Source organism: Holdemanella porci, from assembly GCF_009696075.1.
GTDB lineage: Bacteria > Bacillota_I > Bacilli_A > Erysipelotrichales > Erysipelotrichaceae > Holdemanella > Holdemanella porci.
On the sequence record NZ_VUMR01000012.1, the window covers coordinates 20,459 to 40,114 of the forward strand.

A 19,656-nucleotide genomic window follows, 5' to 3' on the forward strand; every position below is an offset into this window, starting at 1 on the left:
CTACTCCACTCCTTTCAAATATGCATTTACACTATCTGAAAAATCCGTCCACTCCGATAATAAAGCATCATATCTTTCAAGTCCCAAACTTGTGATATGATAATATTTTCTTGGAGGACCCTCCGTAGATTCTTTTAAATAAGACTCCAACAAACGATCGTTCGACAATCGCTTCAACAAAGGATAAATCGTACCTTCATTTACTTGAATTACCTCGTTGATACGAGACACAAGCTGATACCCATATAGATCATCCGATACAATAGCCTTTAATACAATCAACTCTAAAACACCTTTTTTAAATTGAGTATTCATGCGTTTCACCCCTATTCTTTCCCATTAATGATGGTTGAAACACATCTACATACATCTTTTCCAAAGTTGTCAATGAAAGATTACGAATCGACTGTACATACTTAAAGTTTGGATTCACTATCCCATTCTTATATTTCAACTTCAATTCATATGCCTCATTATATTCAATGGCACCAATACCAATTACTTGAACACACATAAATAATTTCGAAGCTTTATTCAACCCCATGATTTTTCCGTTACGAATCCAACCACAAAAATACACCGGAATATTTTGGAAAGAGTATCCCGAAATATGGTCAATCGAAATCACAGGAAGATTCTTTTTTTTACCTAAACATTGCGCATATTCTTTTGTTGCTCCATGTTTGGAACAATAAATCACCGCTCTTGGCTGCATAATATCACCCCGTCGCTATCATGATATACACACTACCTTGGATTGTCAAGTACTGTGTTATACGTATTTGATTTAGATGAATTTAACATCGAATATTCACTTAAATTTAAAATATCTATCTAACGAAGATTTTAGTAGAATATAGGTGAAATAATATATAGTGCCAATTGATCCTTTAATGTATTAACACAAACACCTGGAAACATATAGGTATCTAGATAACAAATGTCAACATGCAGTGGATACAGTAGCCCAGATGCAATATGAAAGAATTAAAGAAGGAAAAATAAAATGAAATTTCAAAGATTTAAACGCGGAAGTGTTGTAATGGTGGAATTTTCACCATCTATGGGTAGTGAAATCAAGGGGAAATATTTAGCTATCGTTTTAACGAAAATGATTCACCTAATAATGGTGTGCTAACGGTAATTCCATTAAGTTTAAAAAATAAGCCTTATTATGTTCCATTCGATAATTTTTTTTAATGAAGCAATCCCTTTCTTAGATAAACAATTAAATGAATTCATAGAGAACATTAAAAATGTTACAGATGAAGAGAAAAAAGCAATGTTGGATAATGCAAATAAGTTTATTGTGGTTGCCAAAATGTATCAAAAAATGGGTGTTGACTCCTATGCAATGGTACAAAATATCTCCACAATCAGCAAATTGAGAGTTCTTAAACCAATAAACAAGTATGATCCCATTTTAAAAATTAGAGTTTCAGATGAAATCATGACAATACTTGATAATAAATTAATAGAATTATTTACAAAGTAAATCTTTTGACTTTAGAGTTATGAGATGTTAATATGCTTATGGACAACGGCCTTAGCGCCATTGATTATTACACAACGGCCTTAGCGCCATGTAGAAAGTCACTGATTTATTTCAGTGGCTTTTCTTCTTTATTATCAAATCTTTGTGTGAATGTCAAATCTATGGATGCTTAATTAATGCTGAAGAAAAGATTTTGAACGCAATCTCAAATTTTAAAACCTAATTAAGATATAATACAACATAAAATCATTAAATCCCCTTTATATAAAAGGGGATTTTGATTAGTTAGTAAATTTTTCGTAGAACTCCATACTCTCAAGAACGCTTGTATCCTGGATTGGATTATCATCCAAACGTAAAGCTTCTAATAATTCTAGATCTTTTAATGGAGTTGCATCTGTAATATAGTTTGCCTTCAAAGTAAGTGAACGCAAATATTTAAGTTTAGATAATGGAGTTAAATCTGTAATCGCATTGTGGTCCAAACGCAAATAAGAAATAAACTCTAAATGTTCTAATGGTGTTAGATCCTCAATAACATTGTTGTATAGATCCACGTCGCAAAGATTTGTAAGTTCAGTTAATGGAGTTAGATCTTTGACATTGTTGTTTTCCAAAGAAATAATTTCCAATTGCTTCATATCCTTTAAACAAGTAATATCCTTAATATCATTACGACCCACATTCAAATACACCATCTCTTTGGCATCCTTTAAAATACGAATATCCTTGATACGGTTAGTGAACAAATTTAAACGCTTCAATTGATGCGCATTCTTTAAGAAATTGATTTCAGTTAACTGACAGAACTTCGCATCCAAGCTTTCCAAATGCTCAACATTTGCGAATTTTTCTAAATTCTTCAAGCGGTTTTTTGATACATTCAATTCTTTTAAATCGCCCAAGTTATTCAATAAAGACATGTCCTTAAATCCAGTCTGTTCCATAGACAGAGATTCTAAATGATTTAATTCCTTCAAGAATGTAAAGTGTTCTGGTTCATTATAAGAAATATTCAAAGATTTAAGATTTGAAAATTCTTTTAGTACAGAATAATCCTTTAAATATGGACAGTTAGAAACATTCAATTTCTTTAAGTTTTTCATTGACAACAATGGACTTAGATCCGACATTAAGTTTGTGTTTAAATCCAATTCTTCAACATTAGAAAGATATGTTAAATCTTCGATATTGAATAAACGCATACCACCCATATCCAATTTCTTTAATTTCTTAAGTACACCTAAGATTGCATAACTAAAAGGACCATTTTCAGTATTGATATGAACCTCTTCTAACTTCTTACAGTGCTCTAAATAAATCAAACTATCAACTTTTGCCTTTGAAAGATTCAATACTTCCAAATCAATCATAGCAGCAACACTTGAAATATCCATTGTATATAAATTGTTTCTTGAGATATTTAATTTTTTTAGTTGTCTAAAACCATGTAAAGCCTGTAAGTCTCTTAATTGATTTCGAGAAACATCTAGACAAACTAAATTATGTAAATCTTTGATTGGATCCAATGTTTGCAACTTATTATTGCTCGCATTTAAAGTTTCTAGATTTTCCGCATACTGCAAACCTTCTAGAGTCTCTATTTCATGATCTTGTACTTCTAAGTGGATCAATTCCTTCATCAAATCTTCGTTTAGTTCTTCTTCTTTAACACGCAAAGTGCGCGCAATTACACTACGTAGCGCATCATCTTGAATAAGCATAAAACAAATGCCCTCCTTTATATATTCATTATAATCAAAATATAACATAATAACTATATAAAAATGGTTTTTTTAATGACAATGTTGTTAGAAAATGCTAAAATGAAAGCAGTTAAGGATTAGACTCATATTCTGATTGTGACAAATGCAATTGTATGCAAATACTTTCTATTTTAACGGTCAAAGGATATTGGCTTAGTCCAGGAGGTATAGGCATGAGCACAGGTAAAGTAAAATGGTTTAACGCTGAAAAGGGTTATGGATTCATTACCAGTGAAGATGGAAAAGATGTATTCGTACACTATTCATCAATTAATTCTGAAGGATTTAAAACTTTAGAAGAAGGACAAACTGTTACTTATGACGTTGTTGAAAGCGATCGTGGACAACAGGCTAACAATGTCACAGTTGTAGATACAGCTGCGTAGAAATTTGTTCGAAACAAGCGCACATTGTGCGCTTTTTTCATGAAAGAGAGGGATTTTATGTTAGAGCGATATGAAAAAGTAAAAGAATATGTATATTCTCAATATGCCAAAATTTATAATGAAGATTTAAAAGTAGCCGCCCTTACCCATACTGCGAGTGTGGACCTTGCCATTACATTTATTGCCATGGCAAGAGGCACAAATCTAGAACGAGCTAAAGTAGCTGCTCTATTTCATGACTACGCTCAATTTATTGACAACTGCCCACATTCTCAACATGCCAAATTATCAAGTCTTCACGCCTATAAGTACTTAAAAGAAAGTGGCTTATTTAAAACTACAGAAATAGATGATATTACTTATGCGATTCGTCAACATTCCAAAAAAGAATCTTTTGACTCACCACTTTGTGAAGCCTTAAAAGACGCTGACGTATTAGCTCGTTTCTTAGAAAATCCCGAAAAAGAAATCACTGGAATGAAAAGACAGCGCCTGCTTAACGCCTGCGCTGATATTCAAAGTCATTAAAATTTTTGATAATACAGTTCGACACTCGCATCGAGCTGTTTTTTTAATTGGTTAAACACCTTCATAAATACATCTTTATCATACACAATCCAGTCAATATAGGAAAAGCTCTTACCAATAGCTCCCCCAACCACTTTACCTGCATGCACCTTAGAAATAGTTTCATCCAATTGTTTCGATAATTTCTGACGATACAAAGCATCTTCTTTATTATGGAAAGGATTCGAATAATACACATAGCCAAACTCACCATCTTTACTCGATAAATCTGCAAGTACTTCTTCCTTTTCCTCAATCGTTTGTTCCACCAATAAAGGATGAGTAGTAAAAATAAGCTTCATATCTTTTCTTAAGGCATCGTGCGCAAAATCCTGAATTGGCTGATATACTGAATAAATATCAATTGGCTTATCATATACTTTCCAATGATTCTTCTCAACAAGAGCCATAATCACTTCATAAAAATCAATCATTTGACAGAACTTCATGTCTGAGTCTGGCGTATCGATAAAATCAACACGACAAATATATGCCTCATACGCAAGCTGGCCAATCGCAAGCTCCATAAGATACATGCTCATTTCTTTTTTATTTTCCGGATTACCAATCAAATTAAATCCAGGACAATATACTTTACAATCCAACATATCATTTTCAATTTGATAGAATACATGAAAATCTGCTAAAGTATATTCCTCATTTTTGATTTGAATCATGGCCTGAATCGCCTTTTGCGACATAGGCGGTAAAGTCGCATTCATGATCCAGTTTTGTTTCACACTCTTAGGTGCAATGTCACAAAGCATCTGACACAAATATTGCGTTGTCTTATTTGGACCTGTGTCAAAGGTCATCTCAAAAGAATCATAAAAGCTTTCGACAAAGAAATGGGCACCACTAATTTCCATTACCTCTTCATCCAATTCTTGAATCAATTCGTTTAATTCTTTATATTGTCCGGCCTTTAAACAATTAATAATTGCATCCTGTTTTTCTTCAAAATGCTTCCAGAACGCTAAACCATTTGTATAAGCACTCATTGATGATCTCCCTTCTTATAATTCTTTAATCACAGATATCAAGGCATCCGCCACAAGTTTATGACCCTTCTCATCCATATGGATTCCATCCAAACTTCCAGCTACAGCACTCGTATCAATCACTTCTACATTCAAACCCGAACAACCTTTTTCTAAGTATGGCTTTGTATTCGCTAAAATACCAAATCCAGCTTGACCAAAATTACTAGCTGTTCTTTCATTCTTTAAGCCATCCACATTCATTTTAGGTGGACACACCACAAAAAATTTAGGCAGTTTAGATCCATCACGATAGTTTTCCGGATTTAAGGCTCTATACATCAAAGTACGAATCCCCTTCTCTAAAGAAATGGAATTCGTTGAAAATTGACGTTTCGCATCATTCGTTCCCAACATAATAAACACAACATCAATGGGAGCATGCGTTTTTAAAACCATCGAAATCATTTTAGCTCCATTACGATCCGCATCATACGGATCATCCAAGCACAATGTTCGACCACATAAGCCTTCCTCAATAATTTCATGTTCCCAAAATGCCTTTTTAACAAGCTGCGTAAAACGATTTGGTTGTCTAGACGCATCTTTGGCATTATAGCCCCACGTATTACTATCCCCAAAAAATAATATCTTCATCGTAATATCCTCGATTCTGTAATAATCATATCTAACTTCATATCGGTTGGTTTTACATCAAATTCCATTTCCTGCACATCAAATGCTACCCCAATCTTCAATGCAGAACTTTTACTTAAATACCGATCATAATAGCCTTTTCCATACCCCATTCGATACGTTCCAAAGAATCCAACGACCGGTACTAAAATCACATCTAAATCTTTTACCTCATGCATCCCAATGGGTTCAATTGTTGAAAATGGACCCTTACTTTTTTCTTCTCGATCCGAATAAAAGGCAATCGTAGTATCATCTAACATCTTAGGTATATATAAATCAAATTCATCACGAAACTTTGCATATACATCCACTTCATTTCGAATTGGAATATATGTTCCTATTTTTCCTTTTAAAAAAGGCAAAACACAATTAGTGATTGCCTTTTCCTTTTCAAATCTTTTTGAATTTGATAATGAACTACGCCTTTGAATGCACAACTTTCGCTTATCCAATGCTGTCACTCATATCCAGTTTCAACATTTGATTCAATTCAACCGCATATTCCATTGGAAGTTCACGCGTAAATGGTTCTAAGAATCCCATAACAATCATTTCCGTAGCTTGAGAACGAGTTAAACCACGAGACATTAAATAGAACAATTGTTCTTCACTAATGTTTGAAACTGTCGCCTCATGCTCAATTTGAGATGTATCATTATAAGATACATTCATCGGAACTGTATCACTACGTGATTTCTTATCTAAAATCAGAGTATCACATTCAACTTTACTCTTGGCATATGCTGCATTTTTAGAATGTGTTACCCAACCACGATAGTTTACTTCACCACCATTACGCGCAATGGATTTAGAAATAATTGTACTAAAAGTATGAGGAGCTAAATGAATCATTTTACTTCCTGCATCCTGAATCTGGTTTTCACCGGCTACCGCAATCGAAATCGTTGTTCCCTTTGCGTATGGCTCAGCCAAAATACAAGCTGGATACTTCATATTTACATGGGAACCAACGTTACCATCAATCCATTCCATGTGTCCATTTTCAAATACTTTTGCACGCTTAGTCACTAAGTTCAAGATATTGCTTGACCAGTTTTGTACCGTTGAATAACGACACTTCGCATTCTTATGTACATAAATTTCTACAACTGCCGCATGTAAAGAATCCTTTGAATACGTTGGTGCCGTACATCCTTCTACATAATGTACATCGGCACCCTCATCTACAATGATCAACGTTCTTTCAAACTGTCCCATCTGCATGGAGTTGATACGGAAATAGGATTGAAGTGGTTTTTCCAACTTCACACCCTTTGGTACATAAATAAAGGATCCTCCTGACCATACAGCCGTATTTAAAGCTGCATATTTATTGTCTGTATAAGGAACAAGTTTACCAAAATATTCCTTTAATAAATCTGGACATGCCTTTAATGCAGAATCCGTATCCAAGAAGATAACACCCTTCTCTTCCACTTCCTCTAACATATTGTGATATACAACTTCACTCTCATATTGCGTAGATACACCGGCCAAGAATTTTTGTTCCGCTTCCGGAATTCCTAGCTTATCAAACGTATTACGGATCGTATCTGGAACTTCATCCCATGACTTTTCCTGTTTATCACTTGGTTTGATATAGTATGTATAATCATCAAAGTTGATTTCACTTAAATCTGGACCCCAATTTGGATTTTGTTGCTTTTCAAAAGAATGATATGCATCAAGTCTTAGCTGCAACATCCATTCAGGCTCATTTTTGATTTTTGAAATCGTACGAACTGTTTCTTCATTCAATCCCTTTTGGGTTTTATAAACACTGACATCTTCATCATGAAAACCATATTCATATTCACTAGAAAGTGCGATATCTTTTTCGTTACTCATCTTTTCCATCCTCACTTTCCTTAATCATTTCACGCATAGCCTTCCAACCAATTGTGGCACAATTGATACGATTGGCTTGTTTTCCGACATTTTGAAACGCTATGGCCTCATCTAAAACATCTTCATCATATTCTTTTTGATCAATCATTTTGAAATAATTGTCTATAATTTCTTTTGCTTCTTGTGTCGTCTTTCCTTTTAATAGTTCAGACATAATTGAAGTCGAAGCCGTTGAAATCGTACAGGCAACCCCATCAAAACGAATATCATCAATTTTTCCGTCTGAAATTTTTGTCTGCACCGTAATATCATCAATACAAGAATCACTCGCCATATGACGTGACATGTAACCATTGTCTTTTGTCAATTCTTTATTACGAGGATAGTCATAATGATCCATAATAATCTGGCGCATCAACATTGGATCAATATTTGACATAATTAAGCTTCCTTCCTAAAAGAAAATGCTGACACAGTTTTCCACTGTCGCATTCTTCAAAGCATCAATCAATTGATCGACTTCTTCTTTTGTGTTGTACAAATAGAAACTTGCACGACAAGTACCCGGAGTCTTCAACACTTCCGGAAGTAATTTAGCACAATGCTGTCCAGAACGAACGGCAATGCCAAATGTATTTAAATAGCTAGCGACATCTTGCGCAAAAATCATTTGATCTTTATCCTTCACATTAAATGTCACAATTCCACTCTTCGCATTTTCATTATATACAACAATATTTCCTAAAGCTTCAGCTTTTTTTAAGAAATATTCCTTTAATTCTACTTCATGCGCATGAATATTCTCTTTTCCAATCGCATCCAAATAATCCATGGCAGCTGCCATACCAATTACACCCTCAATTGGCTGTGTTCCAGATTCAAACTTTAATGGCGTTTCCTTTAAAGTTAATGAACAAGACTTGTCGAAGCGCGCATTACTTTCACCACCATAGAAAATTGGTTCTAGTTGATTCAACCATTTTTTCTTGCCATATAAAGCACCTACGCCTGTAGGACCACACATCTTGTGAGCACTAAACGCATAGAAATCACAATCTAAATCCTGCACATCAATATTTAAATGAGGAGTACTCTGCGCTCCATCAATCACTAACAAAATGCCTCGTTCATGACAGATCTTGGCGATTTCCTTAACGGGAGCCACAAAACCCATAACATTAGAAACCATCGCTATCGCAACAACTTTAACTTGATCAGTTAAAACACTTTTAAAGTTTTCAACTGTGATCTTACCCTCTTCATCCAAAGGAATGTAATCGATTTTAGTTCCTTTATTCTTTCCCGCCTGCATCCAAGGCAAGATACTTGAGGCATGTTCACTTTCGTCACTTAAAATGACGTCACCTTCATGTAAAAGCTGTTCTGTAACCATCATAGCTACAAGATTCAAGCCTTCACTCGAACCTGAAGTAAATACGATTTCTTCTTTGTGTTTCGCATTTAAGAATTTTTGAGTACGAACACGAGCCCCTTCAAAAGCCGCATCGACCTGTGCACTCATTTCATAATCACCACGGTGAGCATTAGCACCAAGGTATGTATAATAATTCACTACGGCATCAATCACGGGTTGAGGCTTTAATGTCGTAGCCCCGTTATCTAAATACACTAGAGGTTTATCAGACATCTTACGCGTTAAAATCGGAAAATCTTTACGAATTCTACTGATGTCCATGTAATCCAACCTTACTTTCCATTTCTTGACGAAGACTATCTTTCAATTCTTCATCTTCTACTAAATCAATAACTGGCAAGAAATAACCAACACTTAACAATCCAACAGCTTGTTTTGTGCTCAATCCACGAGACTGTAGATAATATAGCTGATCAGCATCTGGCTGCCCAATTGTTAGAGCGTGGCTTGCCTTTACATCATTTTCATCAATCAATAATAGTGGAATAACTTTTGTCTTATGTCCCTGGCCCAAAGTTAATACACGCGTTGCCTGATGAGACTGAGCATCGAAACATCCTTTTTTGATATTTCCATTGGCAATCATTTGATATTGTCCATAATCAAATAAAACGGCAAAGTTTTTCATTTGACCATTTGTATGAGGCGCATTATGTCTTACTTCCATTTCGCATACTTTTTTGATGTGTTCCTGACATAATTGACCACTTAAAATTTCATATTCAGCCCCCTGCTCTTTTAGATCCACATAGTGATTCCATTTCAATGGGCTTTTTTCTAGATCCAAGACACCCATTTGGCAGTTGGCATCTTGTTTAAGTACCATATTAATGTTTAATTCGCACGCACTTTCAGCATGGTTTAAAATAAAGAATTTTGAAAAAGAATTTTCTAAACACTCCACATTCAAATCAAATTTTGTACAATCTTTACTCAATTCAATTAAATAGGATTTTTGATCACGAGAATCGATTTGAATGTTTAAAGTTTCGCTATTGTGTACTTCCTTGCGATTAAGCATATTTTTTAGCCCCACAAGAACCTAAAGAAATAGGTTGTTTATCTTCTTCTTTATTTGCGGTTACGTGGTATTCTTTTTCAATCCATTCATATCCATCCTGATCAACTTTTTCAACTAAACTTGCATCACCAGATACAACAATTTGTCCATCCATTAATACGTGAGCATGTGTTGGCTGTAAATATTCATAGAAACGTGCATAGTGAGATACGATTAATAAACCAAGATCTGTTTGCTGCTGACATTGGTTGATGGCATCAGAAACAATACGCAATGCATCGACATCTAGTCCAGAGTCAATTTCATCCAACATCGCAATTGCCGGTTTTAACATCATCATTTGAACGATTTCATTACGTTTCTTCTCACCCCCACTAAAACCATCATTTAAGAAACGATGAGCCAAGTCTGGTTTCATTTCTAATTGTTCAATCGCTTTATCCATTTCTTTGATAAATTTAAATAATGAGATTGGTTTTTCTAAACGCGCATTGATTGCACTTCTTAAAAAGTCAGAGTTTGTAACGCCAGAAACAACACTAGGATATTGCATACCCAAGAAAAGTCCTGCCTTACTTCTTTCATCGACTGACATTTGTAGTACATCTTTTCCATCTAATGTGATTGAACCAGATGTAACTGTATATTTTGGATTACCCATAATGGCTGCAAGCAATGTAGACTTACCATTTCCATTAGGTCCCATTAGGGCATGACGCTCACCTGATTTTACAGTTAAGCTCAACCCTTTTAAAATTTCTTTATTCTCCACGGATACATGAAGATCCTTAATGACCAAATCTGCCATACCTTCTACCTCTTTTCACTGCAATATAATACCAAATAATTATTAAATTCTCAATTAATACGTCTCGAGCCTTCATTGCAATTTAAAAAGATATCTCGTATAATTGAAAAGACATTCTCAAGGAGGTTAATTATGACTGATATTTTACGAAATAACTGGTTTGTCGTACTTATTGCCATCATCATTATTGGTTTTATTGGCTACTTCATCTACGACACCAATAAAGATAATGTTTCCGCAAAAACAACCAACAATGAACAAGTTGTTGCTTCCATTAATAAGGATGACATTACCGCTGATGACTTATATGATGAATCCACACCTTATGATGGCTCTACTATCTACAATATGTATAAAAATGCCGTTATCGATCAATCTATCAAAACTACAAAAGATTTAAAGAAACAGGCAAGTACATTAGAGTCTAATATTAAATCTAACGCATCTAGTCAAAGTGATGACTATGAATCTACACTCACAACAGAACTTGCCAAATATGGTTATGCATCCTATGAAGAACTTAATGATTATTGCTTAACAAGTGTAAAAGAAAAAGAAATGAACAAAAAATATATCACTAAACATTTTGATGAGGTGAAAAAAGCTTGGGAAGAAAAAAGCCCAAGAACCGTTTCCATTATTAAGATGGATGTTAGTGATGCCGATAATCTAACAGAAACAGAAACTAAAAAGAAAAGTAATATTGATAAGGCTTTAGAAAAAGAAAGCTTTGCGGATGTCGCAAAAGCCTTCTCTGAAGATTCAAATACCGCTAATAAAAACGGATTTGCAGGATATGTAGATTCAAACTCAACAAGTTCAGACTCAAGTTCAACATCAACTGTTCCTGCTGATGTAGTGACAGCTGCAATCGGCCTTAAAAAAGGGGAAACAAGTGACTGGATCACAGTTACAAGTTCAAGTGGAACAAGCTTATATAAGGTATATGTAAAAGAAACAAATTCAAAGAAGATTTTTAACGCAAAAAGTGACACTGTTTCAAACCAAGCATTGTATGCCATCTTAAACAGCGATTCTTCTCTTTCATACAAGATTTTAGATTCGTATGCAAAAAAATTAGACATTAAATTCAACGATAAAGACACAAAGAAAAAATTCGACAGCTATGTAAAAACAACTTATGGAGGTGATCAATAATGAAAAAGACACCTATATTATTCGTATGTGCTGCCATGATGTTGACAGGATGCTCTGGAGCAACCGCAACTATTAAGGATAAAGATGAAACAATCATGACTATTGGTGACACAAAATACACTAAGGGTGATGAATATGAATTGTTAAAAATATCTACTGGTTCAGATCTTACAATGGAACTTGTAAAACAGGCTATCTACAAACAAGAAGTCAAGGTTACAAAGGAAATGAAGGAAAAAGCACAAAAACAAGTTAACGACTACAAAGAAAACATGGAAAACTTTGATGAACAAATTCACTCATTGGGCTATAAAAATAGTAAACAATATATGAATAAAGTTCTAATTCCAAGTTTACAAGCAAGTGAATTAACCGAAAAATACTTCACAGACGCAAAGAAAGACATCCAAAAAACATATAAACCAAGTAAAGCTCGTATCATTCAATGTGAGAATAAGGCAACTGCTAAAAAAGCTTTGAAAGCATTAAAGAATGGAACAGATCCAGAAGAAGTAGCTCAACAATACATGGTTGATTCTGCAAAATATTCTGGAAAAGAAACATTAGTAACGACAAAGACAACGGATTTATCAACTCGTTTGATCAATACATTGTCAAAGACAAAAAAAGCCGGAGTCATTGACGAAGTCTTCACAAACGAAAGCAGTGGAACAACATATGCATATGTTGCCGTATTAGTATCTAATACATATAAAGACATTAAAGATGATGTATATACAGCATTGAGCAGTGATGATGACGTCACAAAAGCTTGTCTTGTTTATTATTTAAAGAAATACAATTTTGAAGTACACGATCAAGATATATTCAATAATTTAAAGGCAAACAATCCTGAATATCTAGTCTCTAGACCAGATTTATCTGAATCAGACGACTAAATGAAAGGCCATTAGACAATAGTCTAGTGGCCCATTTTTTTCATCATTTCATCCAGTTCAAATCGAAAATTAAATTCTTCTATATCCTGTAACCCTATATAGAATAAACAATCTATATCCTCATGATCAAATACGTAACAATGCTCCTTATCCATATAGCCTTCTGGCCATAAACATCCCGCATAATCATAGAGTTTTTTTGTCTTCATATTTTGTTGAAGACGCCCCATGATCATTAATTTCTTTGTCCCCTCTTTTAAAGTGACAACACTACCAATCGGTAATAAATCTTTCATGCCGACTCCTTTCTAATAACTTACGTTGATTTTAAAGCCCAGTCCCGCAATAAAGCCAAGTTTTGAGCCGATTTCCCACTCCCTGCTAGAAAAATGATAAGAGAAATTAGCCTCTGCACTACCTACACTTCCTTGTGCCGTTAAAGTGACTTTCGCCCCAAGAATATTCAATACACAACGTGTTTCGCCTCGTAATGCTGCAACACCAACTCCAGCTTCAAACGACTGTACTTTCCTAGAAAAAGCAGCTTTACAAGTCGCATACGCTACACCAACTTGCCCTGTTGCTCGAGCATTCGCATAGACTTTTGAATTTCCAATACGCGCATTTACTGTAGAAGATAATAACGCTAGACTTGTCTCGGCATTTAATACTATACGCGGATCAAATTTTTTGTTCTTCCATATTCTTGCACTGATACTCGATTTAATTTCTCCATCAAGAAGTGTGGCATTGGCCCCTACATGAAAATAAGGCTTTGTGTAATCTTTATTCCATTCTTTAAATGACTTTGTATAGCGAACAGAACCATACGAATAGCGGCTCTGTTTTGTCAATTGTGAAACTAAATTCAAGTTCGTATACTTGATCAAATTCACCTTTCCAGGTTTCCAAGCACTTTGTTTGTGCTCGCAAGACTCAATTAAAGATGCGCTCTTCGATAAATAATTCGCAATATCCATTATTTCTTTTGCGATGCGATATTGCCTTTCATTAATTGTAGGATCTTTTGAAGATAGAGCCCTAGAAGCAAGCGCCTTATATTCAAGACTTAGATTTTGACAAGCTATACTATCGCCGTTCACGATTCATAATCCCCTGCATCTGAATTTGAATCAAATATTGAATTCGACTGACCTTTTGATTCACATAGACAAACTCTTCATTCGATACAATATTTTTTGTCTGATTTAACAACGCATTTAAATCACTAGACAAGGCATTGTAGAAATTTATCTCATTCATAACGCATCAAAGATTGTTCGTTTTCCTGATATAGATTTGCGGTTTGATGTAAGTACGTAGAAAAGCGTGCTAACGTATCTAAATACGACATCATTGCTGGATTCAACGTTTGAAATTGTTCCATAAAGTATTTCGAAGCTGGAGATTGCCAAATAGATTCCACATAATACATTCTGGATTCAATTTCGTTAAATACAGTTCGAATCTCATTGGCATACGCATCCACCTGCTTAGAATATGCCATTACGTCTTCACTTGATATTTGAATTTGTGCCATACTTTTCTCCTTCTACAACAACAATCTAGCTTGTGCAACACGATCTTGTTGAAGCTGTTCATAAACCGAAGCTGTCTGCTTCAATACATTGCTGTATTCTTGAATCACTTGATACATTTCATTTAATGAAGGTCTAAATTCTTCTAGCTGATTTTGAAAAGCTAAATGATCCACACCCTGCCAGATACTTTGCATCTGCTCCACTTTTTTATAAAGATTCTGAATTAGATCATTATAGCTATCCGCTTTGTTTTTTACATAGACACTTGCTTGATATACTTCGGAATAATCCACTGATATTTTCATTTTTACCTCCCGTAGATTAAGATATCGCCATAAGCGATTTGATTTTCTTGAAACGTTTTATTTAAATCTAAAAAATAATTTCCTGTCACATTAAACACATACTGTATTTCATAACCTAAAAACTCATTCAAAAACATTTTTACAACATACAATTGAGATACATATACCATTCTTAGATCGAGTGACAAATATATACCAACCTCATTCACAAATACCAACCCCTTCATTTTGATCTTTAAAAAAGACACAATCAAAATGTTCATATGGAAGCTTTCGCTTTAACATATATCCATATTCTTTTAAACCATAACCAACCCATACAATTTGAGCATTGTATAGTTTCTTTTGAAATGCATCCTCATTCAATAAACTCACATCTACACACACGACATATACATCACTCTCTTGATTCCAATCACTCGTAATTTTTAAATGTGCTAAACTCTCACATATACGATTTACTTCTTGCGCATAATCCGTATGCATATATAAAATGAATAACTTTTTTGTTTCATCCATAAAAACCGGTCGATCGCCCTTACATTCAAAACCAATACAATTTTTATCCTTATTAAATATCATCAATTTTGTAGCTCTTGATTTAAGATCTGTTTCTTTTATCTTTCGATATAAAATTTCAACATATGTATTGTGATACAGCGTCATATTTAGATACGAAGGCAGATGGTAGGTGTCAAAAAATATCCGTTTATCATCTAAACTCTCTATATCAAATACATACTTATTTAAGATCCATTTCAAATTTGTGGTTTCATTATTCGTAACCACAAACGAAATTACATGTTCATCCAATTCAGAAAGATCCAAATTCTCATCTTCGAAAATGATACAAACACCTTCATGAATCTTTGAAAAATAGCGAGATTGAAAGAAACTAAAATCTACATAGGAATCTAACATATTTGTTCCATAGACATAGATCGTTTCATTTTCAAAATACTTGATCAAACGATATACAATATCTAGACTTTTTGTATAAAACAACTGTATTGACATAAATTTAATTTCACATTGTTTTTGTTCAAAAGGAAGATCTAAAACACCAAATACATGTTCAGGAATGTCTTTCGGTAATAACACCCATTCTCTTACTTCCTTTAAATCATGAATTTGATCCTTTAATACATCCATGACACGCTTACCCGCATGATGTTTTGAATGCAGCACTTCCTTTTTCTCATTGATTTCACGCCAACATATTTCATCTATTGAACTCTGCAAATAAAAACTTCGACAAGATTGATTCTTTTGTTGGTGTTGAAGAATCATATCACCTGGATTTTTTAAATGATACGCCATTTCATTTTGAAGCATTTCCCGACTATCTTGTATACTACTCACATGAAAACAAGCCCGCCAAGTTGTATTGGACCAAACTTGATCATCAATAATGCCAGAAGGTTTTTGTGTGCTTAAAACCAAATGGATGCCTAGTGACCTTCCAATTCGTGCAATTTCCTGCAGTTGTGACATAAATTGTGGAAATCGCATTTTCAATTGGGCAAATTCATCCACAAAGATCCATAAATGTGACATTGTATGGATCATATTGTAGGACTGAATATCCGATACTTTTTCTTTTAAGAACAAGCGCTGTCTTTTCTCCAACTCATAATTCATGCTCTGAAAGAAACGTTCCATAGATTGTGCATCTAAATTGGTCACAATTCCTGCACAATGCGCAAATTCATAAAAGGGTTGTCCAAAGGCACCGCCCTTAAAATCGATCAATACATATTGAAATTGTTGAGGTGTATTATGCCATATCAGCATCATCAAAAGAAAACTAATAAATTCACTCTTGCCAAAACCTGTCATTCCTGCAACTAAGCCATGAGGCCCATACTCTTGAAAATCCATAACAACAATTTGTTGGGACTCATCAATACCTACTGGAACTTTCATTACATACTCAGATTTTCGAACAGGACCTATTTTGATTAGTTGATCATAGAAGTTTGAATCTTCATTCCGCAATACAAACCGTTTTCGATCTAAGCTTAATTCTGTTATCGCAATTGTTTCAATTTGGTAGTCATAATGGAAAGATGGTTTTTGGTTTCCCACATAAATCAAACAATAATACGACTTAGGAAGATATTTTCCTTCTACATCAACGACAATTGTATCGGCATCGATTTTTTCACAAATAGCACAATAGGGATTTAAAAGAATTTGTTTCATTCCTTCAAACTCCTGAAGCCATACCCATTTACGTTTTTGTTTGGAATACCACAAATAATTTTCAAATAAAATAATACTTGCCTTCACATCGCCTTGAATCCAACAAACCTCTCCTTGTCTCAAAAATATAGGAACTTGTACAAATTGATTTAAGTTTGAGATCAACTGTTCTCTTTTCTGCATCAAGTCATCAAGTGCATATTCATACGAAACTTCACGATAACTTATTTTACACCATGCATTGTATGCACATCCTACATAAATCACATCTCTGTTTTCGTGTTGGTATGTATCTATATATTTAGAAATATATTCATCCATCTTCTTTTTAAATGTACCTTTAGATACAACACCCTTTTCATACATCTTCTCTATGTAAGCATTATACATATCGATACTTTTTGTGCTCTCTTTTACACTTAATTTGTATTGATAATTCCGGTTGTAAAGGCCATACACCATAAAAGTAAATGCCATAGTCAAAGAGCTGATCATACTTGTGAAGAGTGATTCTATTCTTTGTTTTTGAAGATACCCAATCAAAATAGAAGAGATTAAACCAGAACTTGCGATCATACAACTCGGTCCTATTGCACTAAATAGACTTTGTTTTTGAACTGAACGCATAATTTGTGGCATCTGAATATCAAATTTTTGAACCTTTGGCATTTCAATATTTAAACAGGACGGATAATATGTTGCATTTTTACGATCTAGCTCTACATTACTATACGGATTATTGACCATATCCAAAAGTACATAATCTTTAAAATAAATCATGCGAATGTTCGCAAACACGATTTCATCCTGCATACAAAGGCTGCATCTTTTAACTCGTTTCGAATTGACATACGTACCGTTTAAACTATTAAAATCCTGTAATACACCTTCTTCAATTTGAAAATGATACCTAGACACTCCATTTGTACATAATTGAATATCACATGCTTCACTCCTTCCAACCTTTATTTTTTTAGAAATTGGAAAATGGCACATTGTACTTTCTATTTCTTCCAAATAAAATAAAACTTCATCTAGAATACACGATTCGCCATATCTCAATAATTTTTTAGATTGATTCCATACGATACACACACCATTCCTTCTTTTTTCAAAGAAGTACTTTGAAAATGACTTTGCGCAGTTCAAATCAAAGTAGTGGCAGGATTTGTCTGTGTATACCCATAGTTTGATCATAATTTAAAGATTTGTTTGAGCCACATCCTTATTTTCTGTATAGAGGTGATTCTCACAGCTGACCTTTTGATTTCTTCTTTTTTTAATACTTTGCGATGCTTTGTCTTTACCTCAATTGAAGTCTTTTTCTTTTTTAACGAAATCTCGACAAAATCATGTCCCACCACATCTTTTTCAATCTGTACACGCTTACCATTGACTAAAACATACTCGATCTTATCTTCAGACCATATTTGTACCTTATTCTTTTTACGCGTATAGTGAATTTTGGGTTTAGAAACCTTTTGAATATGTTTCGTATTCTTTTTTAATACCACTTCATTATCTTCATTTACAACCCAGACACGTTCAAATTCAACCACTTCATCTTTTTCTAGAACTTGTTCACTTTTTGAAACCATTTCAATCTCTTTATCGGGACTAAATACAAATTCATATTCTTTCTTTTCTAGGTTCATCAGCACATCATTTGTATATGTCACAATTTTTAATACATCATCTTTGACCATACGATTAAAGACTTTCTCAAAATCCATATCCATGAAAGTATCATTTAAATAGTATTCCACCCGCATATACGCATTTGCATCATCATACTTGTATTCTAGACTGGGTTGTTTCTTTAAATTCATGCGATCCACAACCCTTTCATTATTCATAAACAACTGACTTGAAGGGGCTTTTTTATCGATTTGGACATAGATTTGATCACTTACCTCATGTCCATATAAATCTTTGGCATACGCACTCACACAATAGATGACATCCTGATTATGTATGGCTGGTAAACGAATCGTTTCATTGAGCGCATAGCGCGTTTTAATACCATTGAGATCCACATCTATATATCCTATTTCTAATTTAGGTACATTACGGATTGCTTTCACAATGACATCCTCATTGGATAGCTTACTTGAAGGAGTTAATGTGACTATTGGCAAAGTATTAGAATATTCAATAGAGCCATCGATACTTTTTTTAAACTGTGGATACTCTTTATGTTCTAACTCAAATGTATACTTTCCATTTTTTGAATGATCAATCAACACTTGATTTTTGTCTTCTAAATCGAGTGAATAGTAATATATACCATCACAATATACATTCAGATTAAAAGCCTGTTTACATACAGATTCAAATTTCAGGTTAGAATGATTTTCTTTTGTGTACACGACAGAATTTAATAAACATTCAGGATATTCAATAGGTAAAATTTTAAGGCTTAACAGATACATTGGTGATTTGTTAATATAACTGACATTAATGATGTCTATTTAAGATTTATTGTATAGGTGTAAACGAAAGAGAGACTACACTTATGACAAGAACTTCAAAATATTTAAACC

General features: G+C 33.9%; 25 protein-coding genes. 6 read left to right on the top strand and 19 right to left on the bottom strand.

Going from position 1 to position 19,656, the window contains the following annotated elements; all coding sequences use genetic code 11:
• Positions 1-315, bottom strand: coding sequence for a PadR family transcriptional regulator (locus FYJ55_RS03820; protein WP_154555708.1), 315 nt, complete (start codon positions 313-315; stop codon positions 1-3).
• Positions 299-715, bottom strand: a complete 417-nt coding sequence (locus tag FYJ55_RS03825; RefSeq protein ID WP_154555709.1) for a hypothetical protein — start codon at positions 713-715, stop codon at positions 299-301. Before FYJ55_RS03825 ends, FYJ55_RS03820 begins: the two co-directional genes overlap by 17 nt.
• Positions 716-1,006: 291 nt before the next feature.
• Here FYJ55_RS03825 and FYJ55_RS11000 point away from each other — a divergent pair, with 291 nt between their 5' ends.
• Complete coding sequence (locus FYJ55_RS11000) at positions 1,007-1,138, top strand: type II toxin-antitoxin system PemK/MazF family toxin (RefSeq protein WP_229771063.1); 132 nt, start codon at positions 1,007-1,009, stop codon at positions 1,136-1,138.
• 36 nt (positions 1,139-1,174) lie between these two features.
• The gene (locus FYJ55_RS03830; RefSeq protein ID WP_154555710.1) at positions 1,175-1,495 is read left to right on the top strand and encodes a hypothetical protein; all 321 of its coding nucleotides are present in this window, start codon (positions 1,175-1,177) and stop codon (positions 1,493-1,495) included.
• Positions 1,496-1,776: 281 nt separating this feature from the next.
• Here the strand turns inward: FYJ55_RS03830 and FYJ55_RS03835 are convergent, their stop codons facing one another.
• Positions 1,777-3,219, bottom strand: a complete 1,443-nt coding sequence (locus FYJ55_RS03835; RefSeq protein WP_154555711.1) for a leucine-rich repeat domain-containing protein — start codon at positions 3,217-3,219, stop codon at positions 1,777-1,779.
• Between the two features lie 215 nt (positions 3,220-3,434).
• Between FYJ55_RS03835 and FYJ55_RS03840 the strand changes: the two genes are divergently transcribed.
• Complete coding sequence (locus FYJ55_RS03840) at positions 3,435-3,647, top strand: cold-shock protein (protein ID WP_040466022.1); 213 nt, start codon at positions 3,435-3,437, stop codon at positions 3,645-3,647.
• 57 nt (positions 3,648-3,704) lie between these two features.
• On the top strand, positions 3,705-4,175 hold the full coding sequence (locus FYJ55_RS03845; protein WP_154555712.1) for an HD domain-containing protein: 471 nt from the start codon (positions 3,705-3,707) through the stop codon (positions 4,173-4,175).
• Here the strand turns inward: FYJ55_RS03845 and FYJ55_RS03850 are convergent.
• Genes FYJ55_RS03850 through sufC form a run of 8 tightly spaced genes read right to left on the bottom strand, consistent with a single transcriptional unit; the run spans position 4,172 to position 11,005 of the window.
• Entirely contained in the window at positions 4,172-5,215 is a 1,044-nt protein-coding gene (locus FYJ55_RS03850; protein WP_154555713.1) for a hypothetical protein, read from the bottom strand. The two genes, FYJ55_RS03845 and FYJ55_RS03850, sit on opposite strands and share 4 nt — an antisense overlap.
• A 15-nt stretch (positions 5,216-5,230) precedes the next feature.
• Complete coding sequence (locus FYJ55_RS03855; protein WP_154555714.1) at positions 5,231-5,851, bottom strand: GDSL-type esterase/lipase family protein; 621 nt, start codon at positions 5,849-5,851, stop codon at positions 5,231-5,233.
• A complete protein-coding gene (locus tag FYJ55_RS03860; RefSeq protein ID WP_154555715.1) occupies positions 5,848-6,345 on the bottom strand; it encodes a 5-formyltetrahydrofolate cyclo-ligase in 498 nt (165 codons plus the stop codon). Before FYJ55_RS03860 ends, FYJ55_RS03855 begins: the two co-directional genes overlap by 4 nt.
• Positions 6,338-7,750, bottom strand: coding sequence for a Fe-S cluster assembly protein SufB (sufB, locus tag FYJ55_RS03865; RefSeq protein WP_407651022.1), 1,413 nt, complete (start codon positions 7,748-7,750; stop codon positions 6,338-6,340). The genes FYJ55_RS03860 and sufB overlap by 8 nt, the downstream gene beginning before the upstream one ends.
• Positions 7,734-8,180, bottom strand: coding sequence for a Fe-S cluster assembly sulfur transfer protein SufU (gene sufU, locus FYJ55_RS03870; protein ID WP_154555717.1), 447 nt, complete (start codon positions 8,178-8,180; stop codon positions 7,734-7,736). Before sufU ends, sufB begins: the two co-directional genes overlap by 17 nt.
• A gap of 15 nt (positions 8,181-8,195) precedes the next feature.
• Positions 8,196-9,437 carry an aminotransferase class V-fold PLP-dependent enzyme gene (locus tag FYJ55_RS03875; RefSeq protein WP_154555718.1) on the bottom strand — a complete coding sequence of 414 codons (1,242 nt, stop codon included), beginning with the start codon at positions 9,435-9,437 and terminating at the stop codon, positions 8,196-8,198.
• Entirely contained in the window at positions 9,424-10,197 is a 774-nt protein-coding gene (locus tag FYJ55_RS03880; RefSeq protein WP_154555719.1) for a SufD family Fe-S cluster assembly protein, read from the bottom strand. Before FYJ55_RS03880 ends, FYJ55_RS03875 begins: the two co-directional genes overlap by 14 nt.
• The gene (sufC, locus tag FYJ55_RS03885; protein ID WP_117924789.1) at positions 10,190-11,005 is read right to left on the bottom strand and encodes a Fe-S cluster assembly ATPase SufC; all 816 of its coding nucleotides are present in this window, start codon (positions 11,003-11,005) and stop codon (positions 10,190-10,192) included. Before sufC ends, FYJ55_RS03880 begins: the two co-directional genes overlap by 8 nt.
• Before the next feature lie 132 nt (positions 11,006-11,137).
• Here sufC and FYJ55_RS03890 point away from each other — a divergent pair, with 132 nt between their 5' ends.
• Both FYJ55_RS03890 and FYJ55_RS03895 read left to right on the top strand, forming a co-directional pair.
• On the top strand, positions 11,138-12,163 hold the full coding sequence (locus tag FYJ55_RS03890) for a peptidylprolyl isomerase (protein WP_154555720.1): 1,026 nt from the start codon (positions 11,138-11,140) through the stop codon (positions 12,161-12,163).
• Positions 12,163-13,062, top strand: a complete 900-nt coding sequence (locus FYJ55_RS03895; protein ID WP_154555721.1) for a peptidylprolyl isomerase PrsA family protein — start codon at positions 12,163-12,165, stop codon at positions 13,060-13,062. The genes FYJ55_RS03890 and FYJ55_RS03895 overlap by 1 nt, the downstream gene beginning before the upstream one ends.
• 23 nt (positions 13,063-13,085) lie before the next feature.
• On the opposite strand, the gene FYJ55_RS03900 is transcribed toward FYJ55_RS03895, so the two are convergent.
• The 8 genes from FYJ55_RS03900 to FYJ55_RS03935 all read right to left on the bottom strand — a co-directional run bounded on the left by FYJ55_RS03900 (position 13,086) and on the right by FYJ55_RS03935 (position 19,545).
• Positions 13,086-13,358, bottom strand: a complete 273-nt coding sequence (locus FYJ55_RS03900; protein WP_117924795.1) for a DUF4176 domain-containing protein — start codon at positions 13,356-13,358, stop codon at positions 13,086-13,088.
• 12 nt (positions 13,359-13,370) lie between these two features.
• The gene (locus tag FYJ55_RS03905) at positions 13,371-14,165 is read right to left on the bottom strand and encodes a hypothetical protein (protein ID WP_154555722.1); all 795 of its coding nucleotides are present in this window, start codon (positions 14,163-14,165) and stop codon (positions 13,371-13,373) included.
• The gene (locus FYJ55_RS03910; RefSeq protein ID WP_154555723.1) at positions 14,152-14,325 is read right to left on the bottom strand and encodes a hypothetical protein; all 174 of its coding nucleotides are present in this window, start codon (positions 14,323-14,325) and stop codon (positions 14,152-14,154) included. The genes FYJ55_RS03905 and FYJ55_RS03910 overlap by 14 nt, the downstream gene beginning before the upstream one ends.
• Positions 14,318-14,602: a WXG100 family type VII secretion target gene (locus FYJ55_RS03915; RefSeq protein ID WP_118114820.1), complete on the bottom strand. Its 285-nt coding sequence runs from the start codon at positions 14,600-14,602 to the stop codon at positions 14,318-14,320. Before FYJ55_RS03915 ends, FYJ55_RS03910 begins: the two co-directional genes overlap by 8 nt.
• 12 nt (positions 14,603-14,614) lie before the next feature.
• The gene (locus FYJ55_RS03920; protein WP_117571493.1) at positions 14,615-14,908 is read right to left on the bottom strand and encodes a WXG100 family type VII secretion target; all 294 of its coding nucleotides are present in this window, start codon (positions 14,906-14,908) and stop codon (positions 14,615-14,617) included.
• 2 nt (positions 14,909-14,910) lie between these two features.
• Positions 14,911-15,135, bottom strand: a complete 225-nt coding sequence (locus FYJ55_RS03925; RefSeq protein WP_147346761.1) for a hypothetical protein — start codon at positions 15,133-15,135, stop codon at positions 14,911-14,913.
• Positions 15,110-18,208 (bottom strand): FHA domain-containing protein, encoded by a 3,099-nt coding sequence (locus FYJ55_RS03930; protein ID WP_195836653.1) that lies wholly within the window; start codon positions 18,206-18,208, stop codon positions 15,110-15,112. The genes FYJ55_RS03925 and FYJ55_RS03930 overlap by 26 nt, the downstream gene beginning before the upstream one ends.
• Positions 18,209-18,306: 98 nt before the next feature.
• A complete protein-coding gene (locus FYJ55_RS03935; protein WP_154555725.1) occupies positions 18,307-19,545 on the bottom strand; it encodes a hypothetical protein in 1,239 nt (412 codons plus the stop codon).
• Between the last annotated feature and the right edge of the window lie 111 nt (positions 19,546-19,656).

Coding starts and splice junctions, on each gene's coding strand:
- FYJ55_RS03880 (WP_154555719.1), bottom strand. CDS start 10,197: ATGCTTAATCGCAAGGAAGTACACAATAGCGAAACTTTAAACATTCAA.
- FYJ55_RS03900 (WP_117924795.1), bottom strand. CDS start 13,358: ATGAAAGATTTATTACCGATTGGTAGTGTTGTCACTTTAAAAGAGGGG.
- sufU (WP_154555717.1), bottom strand. CDS start 8,180: ATGTCAAATATTGATCCAATGTTGATGCGCCAGATTATTATGGATCAT.
- FYJ55_RS03855 (WP_154555714.1), bottom strand. CDS start 5,851: ATGAAGATATTATTTTTTGGGGATAGTAATACGTGGGGCTATAATGCC.
- FYJ55_RS03925 (WP_147346761.1), bottom strand. CDS start 15,135: ATGAAGGGGTTGGTATTTGTGAATGAGGTTGGTATATATTTGTCACTC.
- FYJ55_RS03875 (WP_154555718.1), bottom strand. CDS start 9,437: ATGGACATCAGTAGAATTCGTAAAGATTTTCCGATTTTAACGCGTAAG.
- FYJ55_RS03835 (WP_154555711.1), bottom strand. CDS start 3,219: ATGCTTATTCAAGATGATGCGCTACGTAGTGTAATTGCGCGCACTTTG.
- sufB (WP_407651022.1), bottom strand. CDS start 7,750: ATGGAAAAGATGAGTAACGAAAAAGATATCGCACTTTCTAGTGAATAT.
- FYJ55_RS03850 (WP_154555713.1), bottom strand. CDS start 5,215: ATGAGTGCTTATACAAATGGTTTAGCGTTCTGGAAGCATTTTGAAGAA.
- FYJ55_RS11000 (WP_229771063.1), top strand. CDS start 1,007: ATGAAATTTCAAAGATTTAAACGCGGAAGTGTTGTAATGGTGGAATTT.
- sufC (WP_117924789.1), bottom strand. CDS start 11,005: ATGGCAGATTTGGTCATTAAGGATCTTCATGTATCCGTGGAGAATAAA.
- FYJ55_RS03825 (WP_154555709.1), bottom strand. CDS start 715: ATGCAGCCAAGAGCGGTGATTTATTGTTCCAAACATGGAGCAACAAAA.
- FYJ55_RS03920 (WP_117571493.1), bottom strand. CDS start 14,908: ATGAAAATATCAGTGGATTATTCCGAAGTATATCAAGCAAGTGTCTAT.
- FYJ55_RS03935 (WP_154555725.1), bottom strand. CDS start 19,545: ATGTATCTGTTAAGCCTTAAAATTTTACCTATTGAATATCCTGAATGT.
- FYJ55_RS03840 (WP_040466022.1), top strand. CDS start 3,435: ATGAGCACAGGTAAAGTAAAATGGTTTAACGCTGAAAAGGGTTATGGA.
- FYJ55_RS03910 (WP_154555723.1), bottom strand. CDS start 14,325: ATGAATGAGATAAATTTCTACAATGCCTTGTCTAGTGATTTAAATGCG.
- FYJ55_RS03895 (WP_154555721.1), top strand. CDS start 12,163: ATGAAAAAGACACCTATATTATTCGTATGTGCTGCCATGATGTTGACA.
- FYJ55_RS03830 (WP_154555710.1), top strand. CDS start 1,175: ATGTTCCATTCGATAATTTTTTTTAATGAAGCAATCCCTTTCTTAGAT.
- FYJ55_RS03915 (WP_118114820.1), bottom strand. CDS start 14,602: ATGGCACAAATTCAAATATCAAGTGAAGACGTAATGGCATATTCTAAG.
- FYJ55_RS03845 (WP_154555712.1), top strand. CDS start 3,705: ATGTTAGAGCGATATGAAAAAGTAAAAGAATATGTATATTCTCAATAT.
- FYJ55_RS03820 (WP_154555708.1), bottom strand. CDS start 315: ATGAATACTCAATTTAAAAAAGGTGTTTTAGAGTTGATTGTATTAAAG.
- FYJ55_RS03890 (WP_154555720.1), top strand. CDS start 11,138: ATGACTGATATTTTACGAAATAACTGGTTTGTCGTACTTATTGCCATC.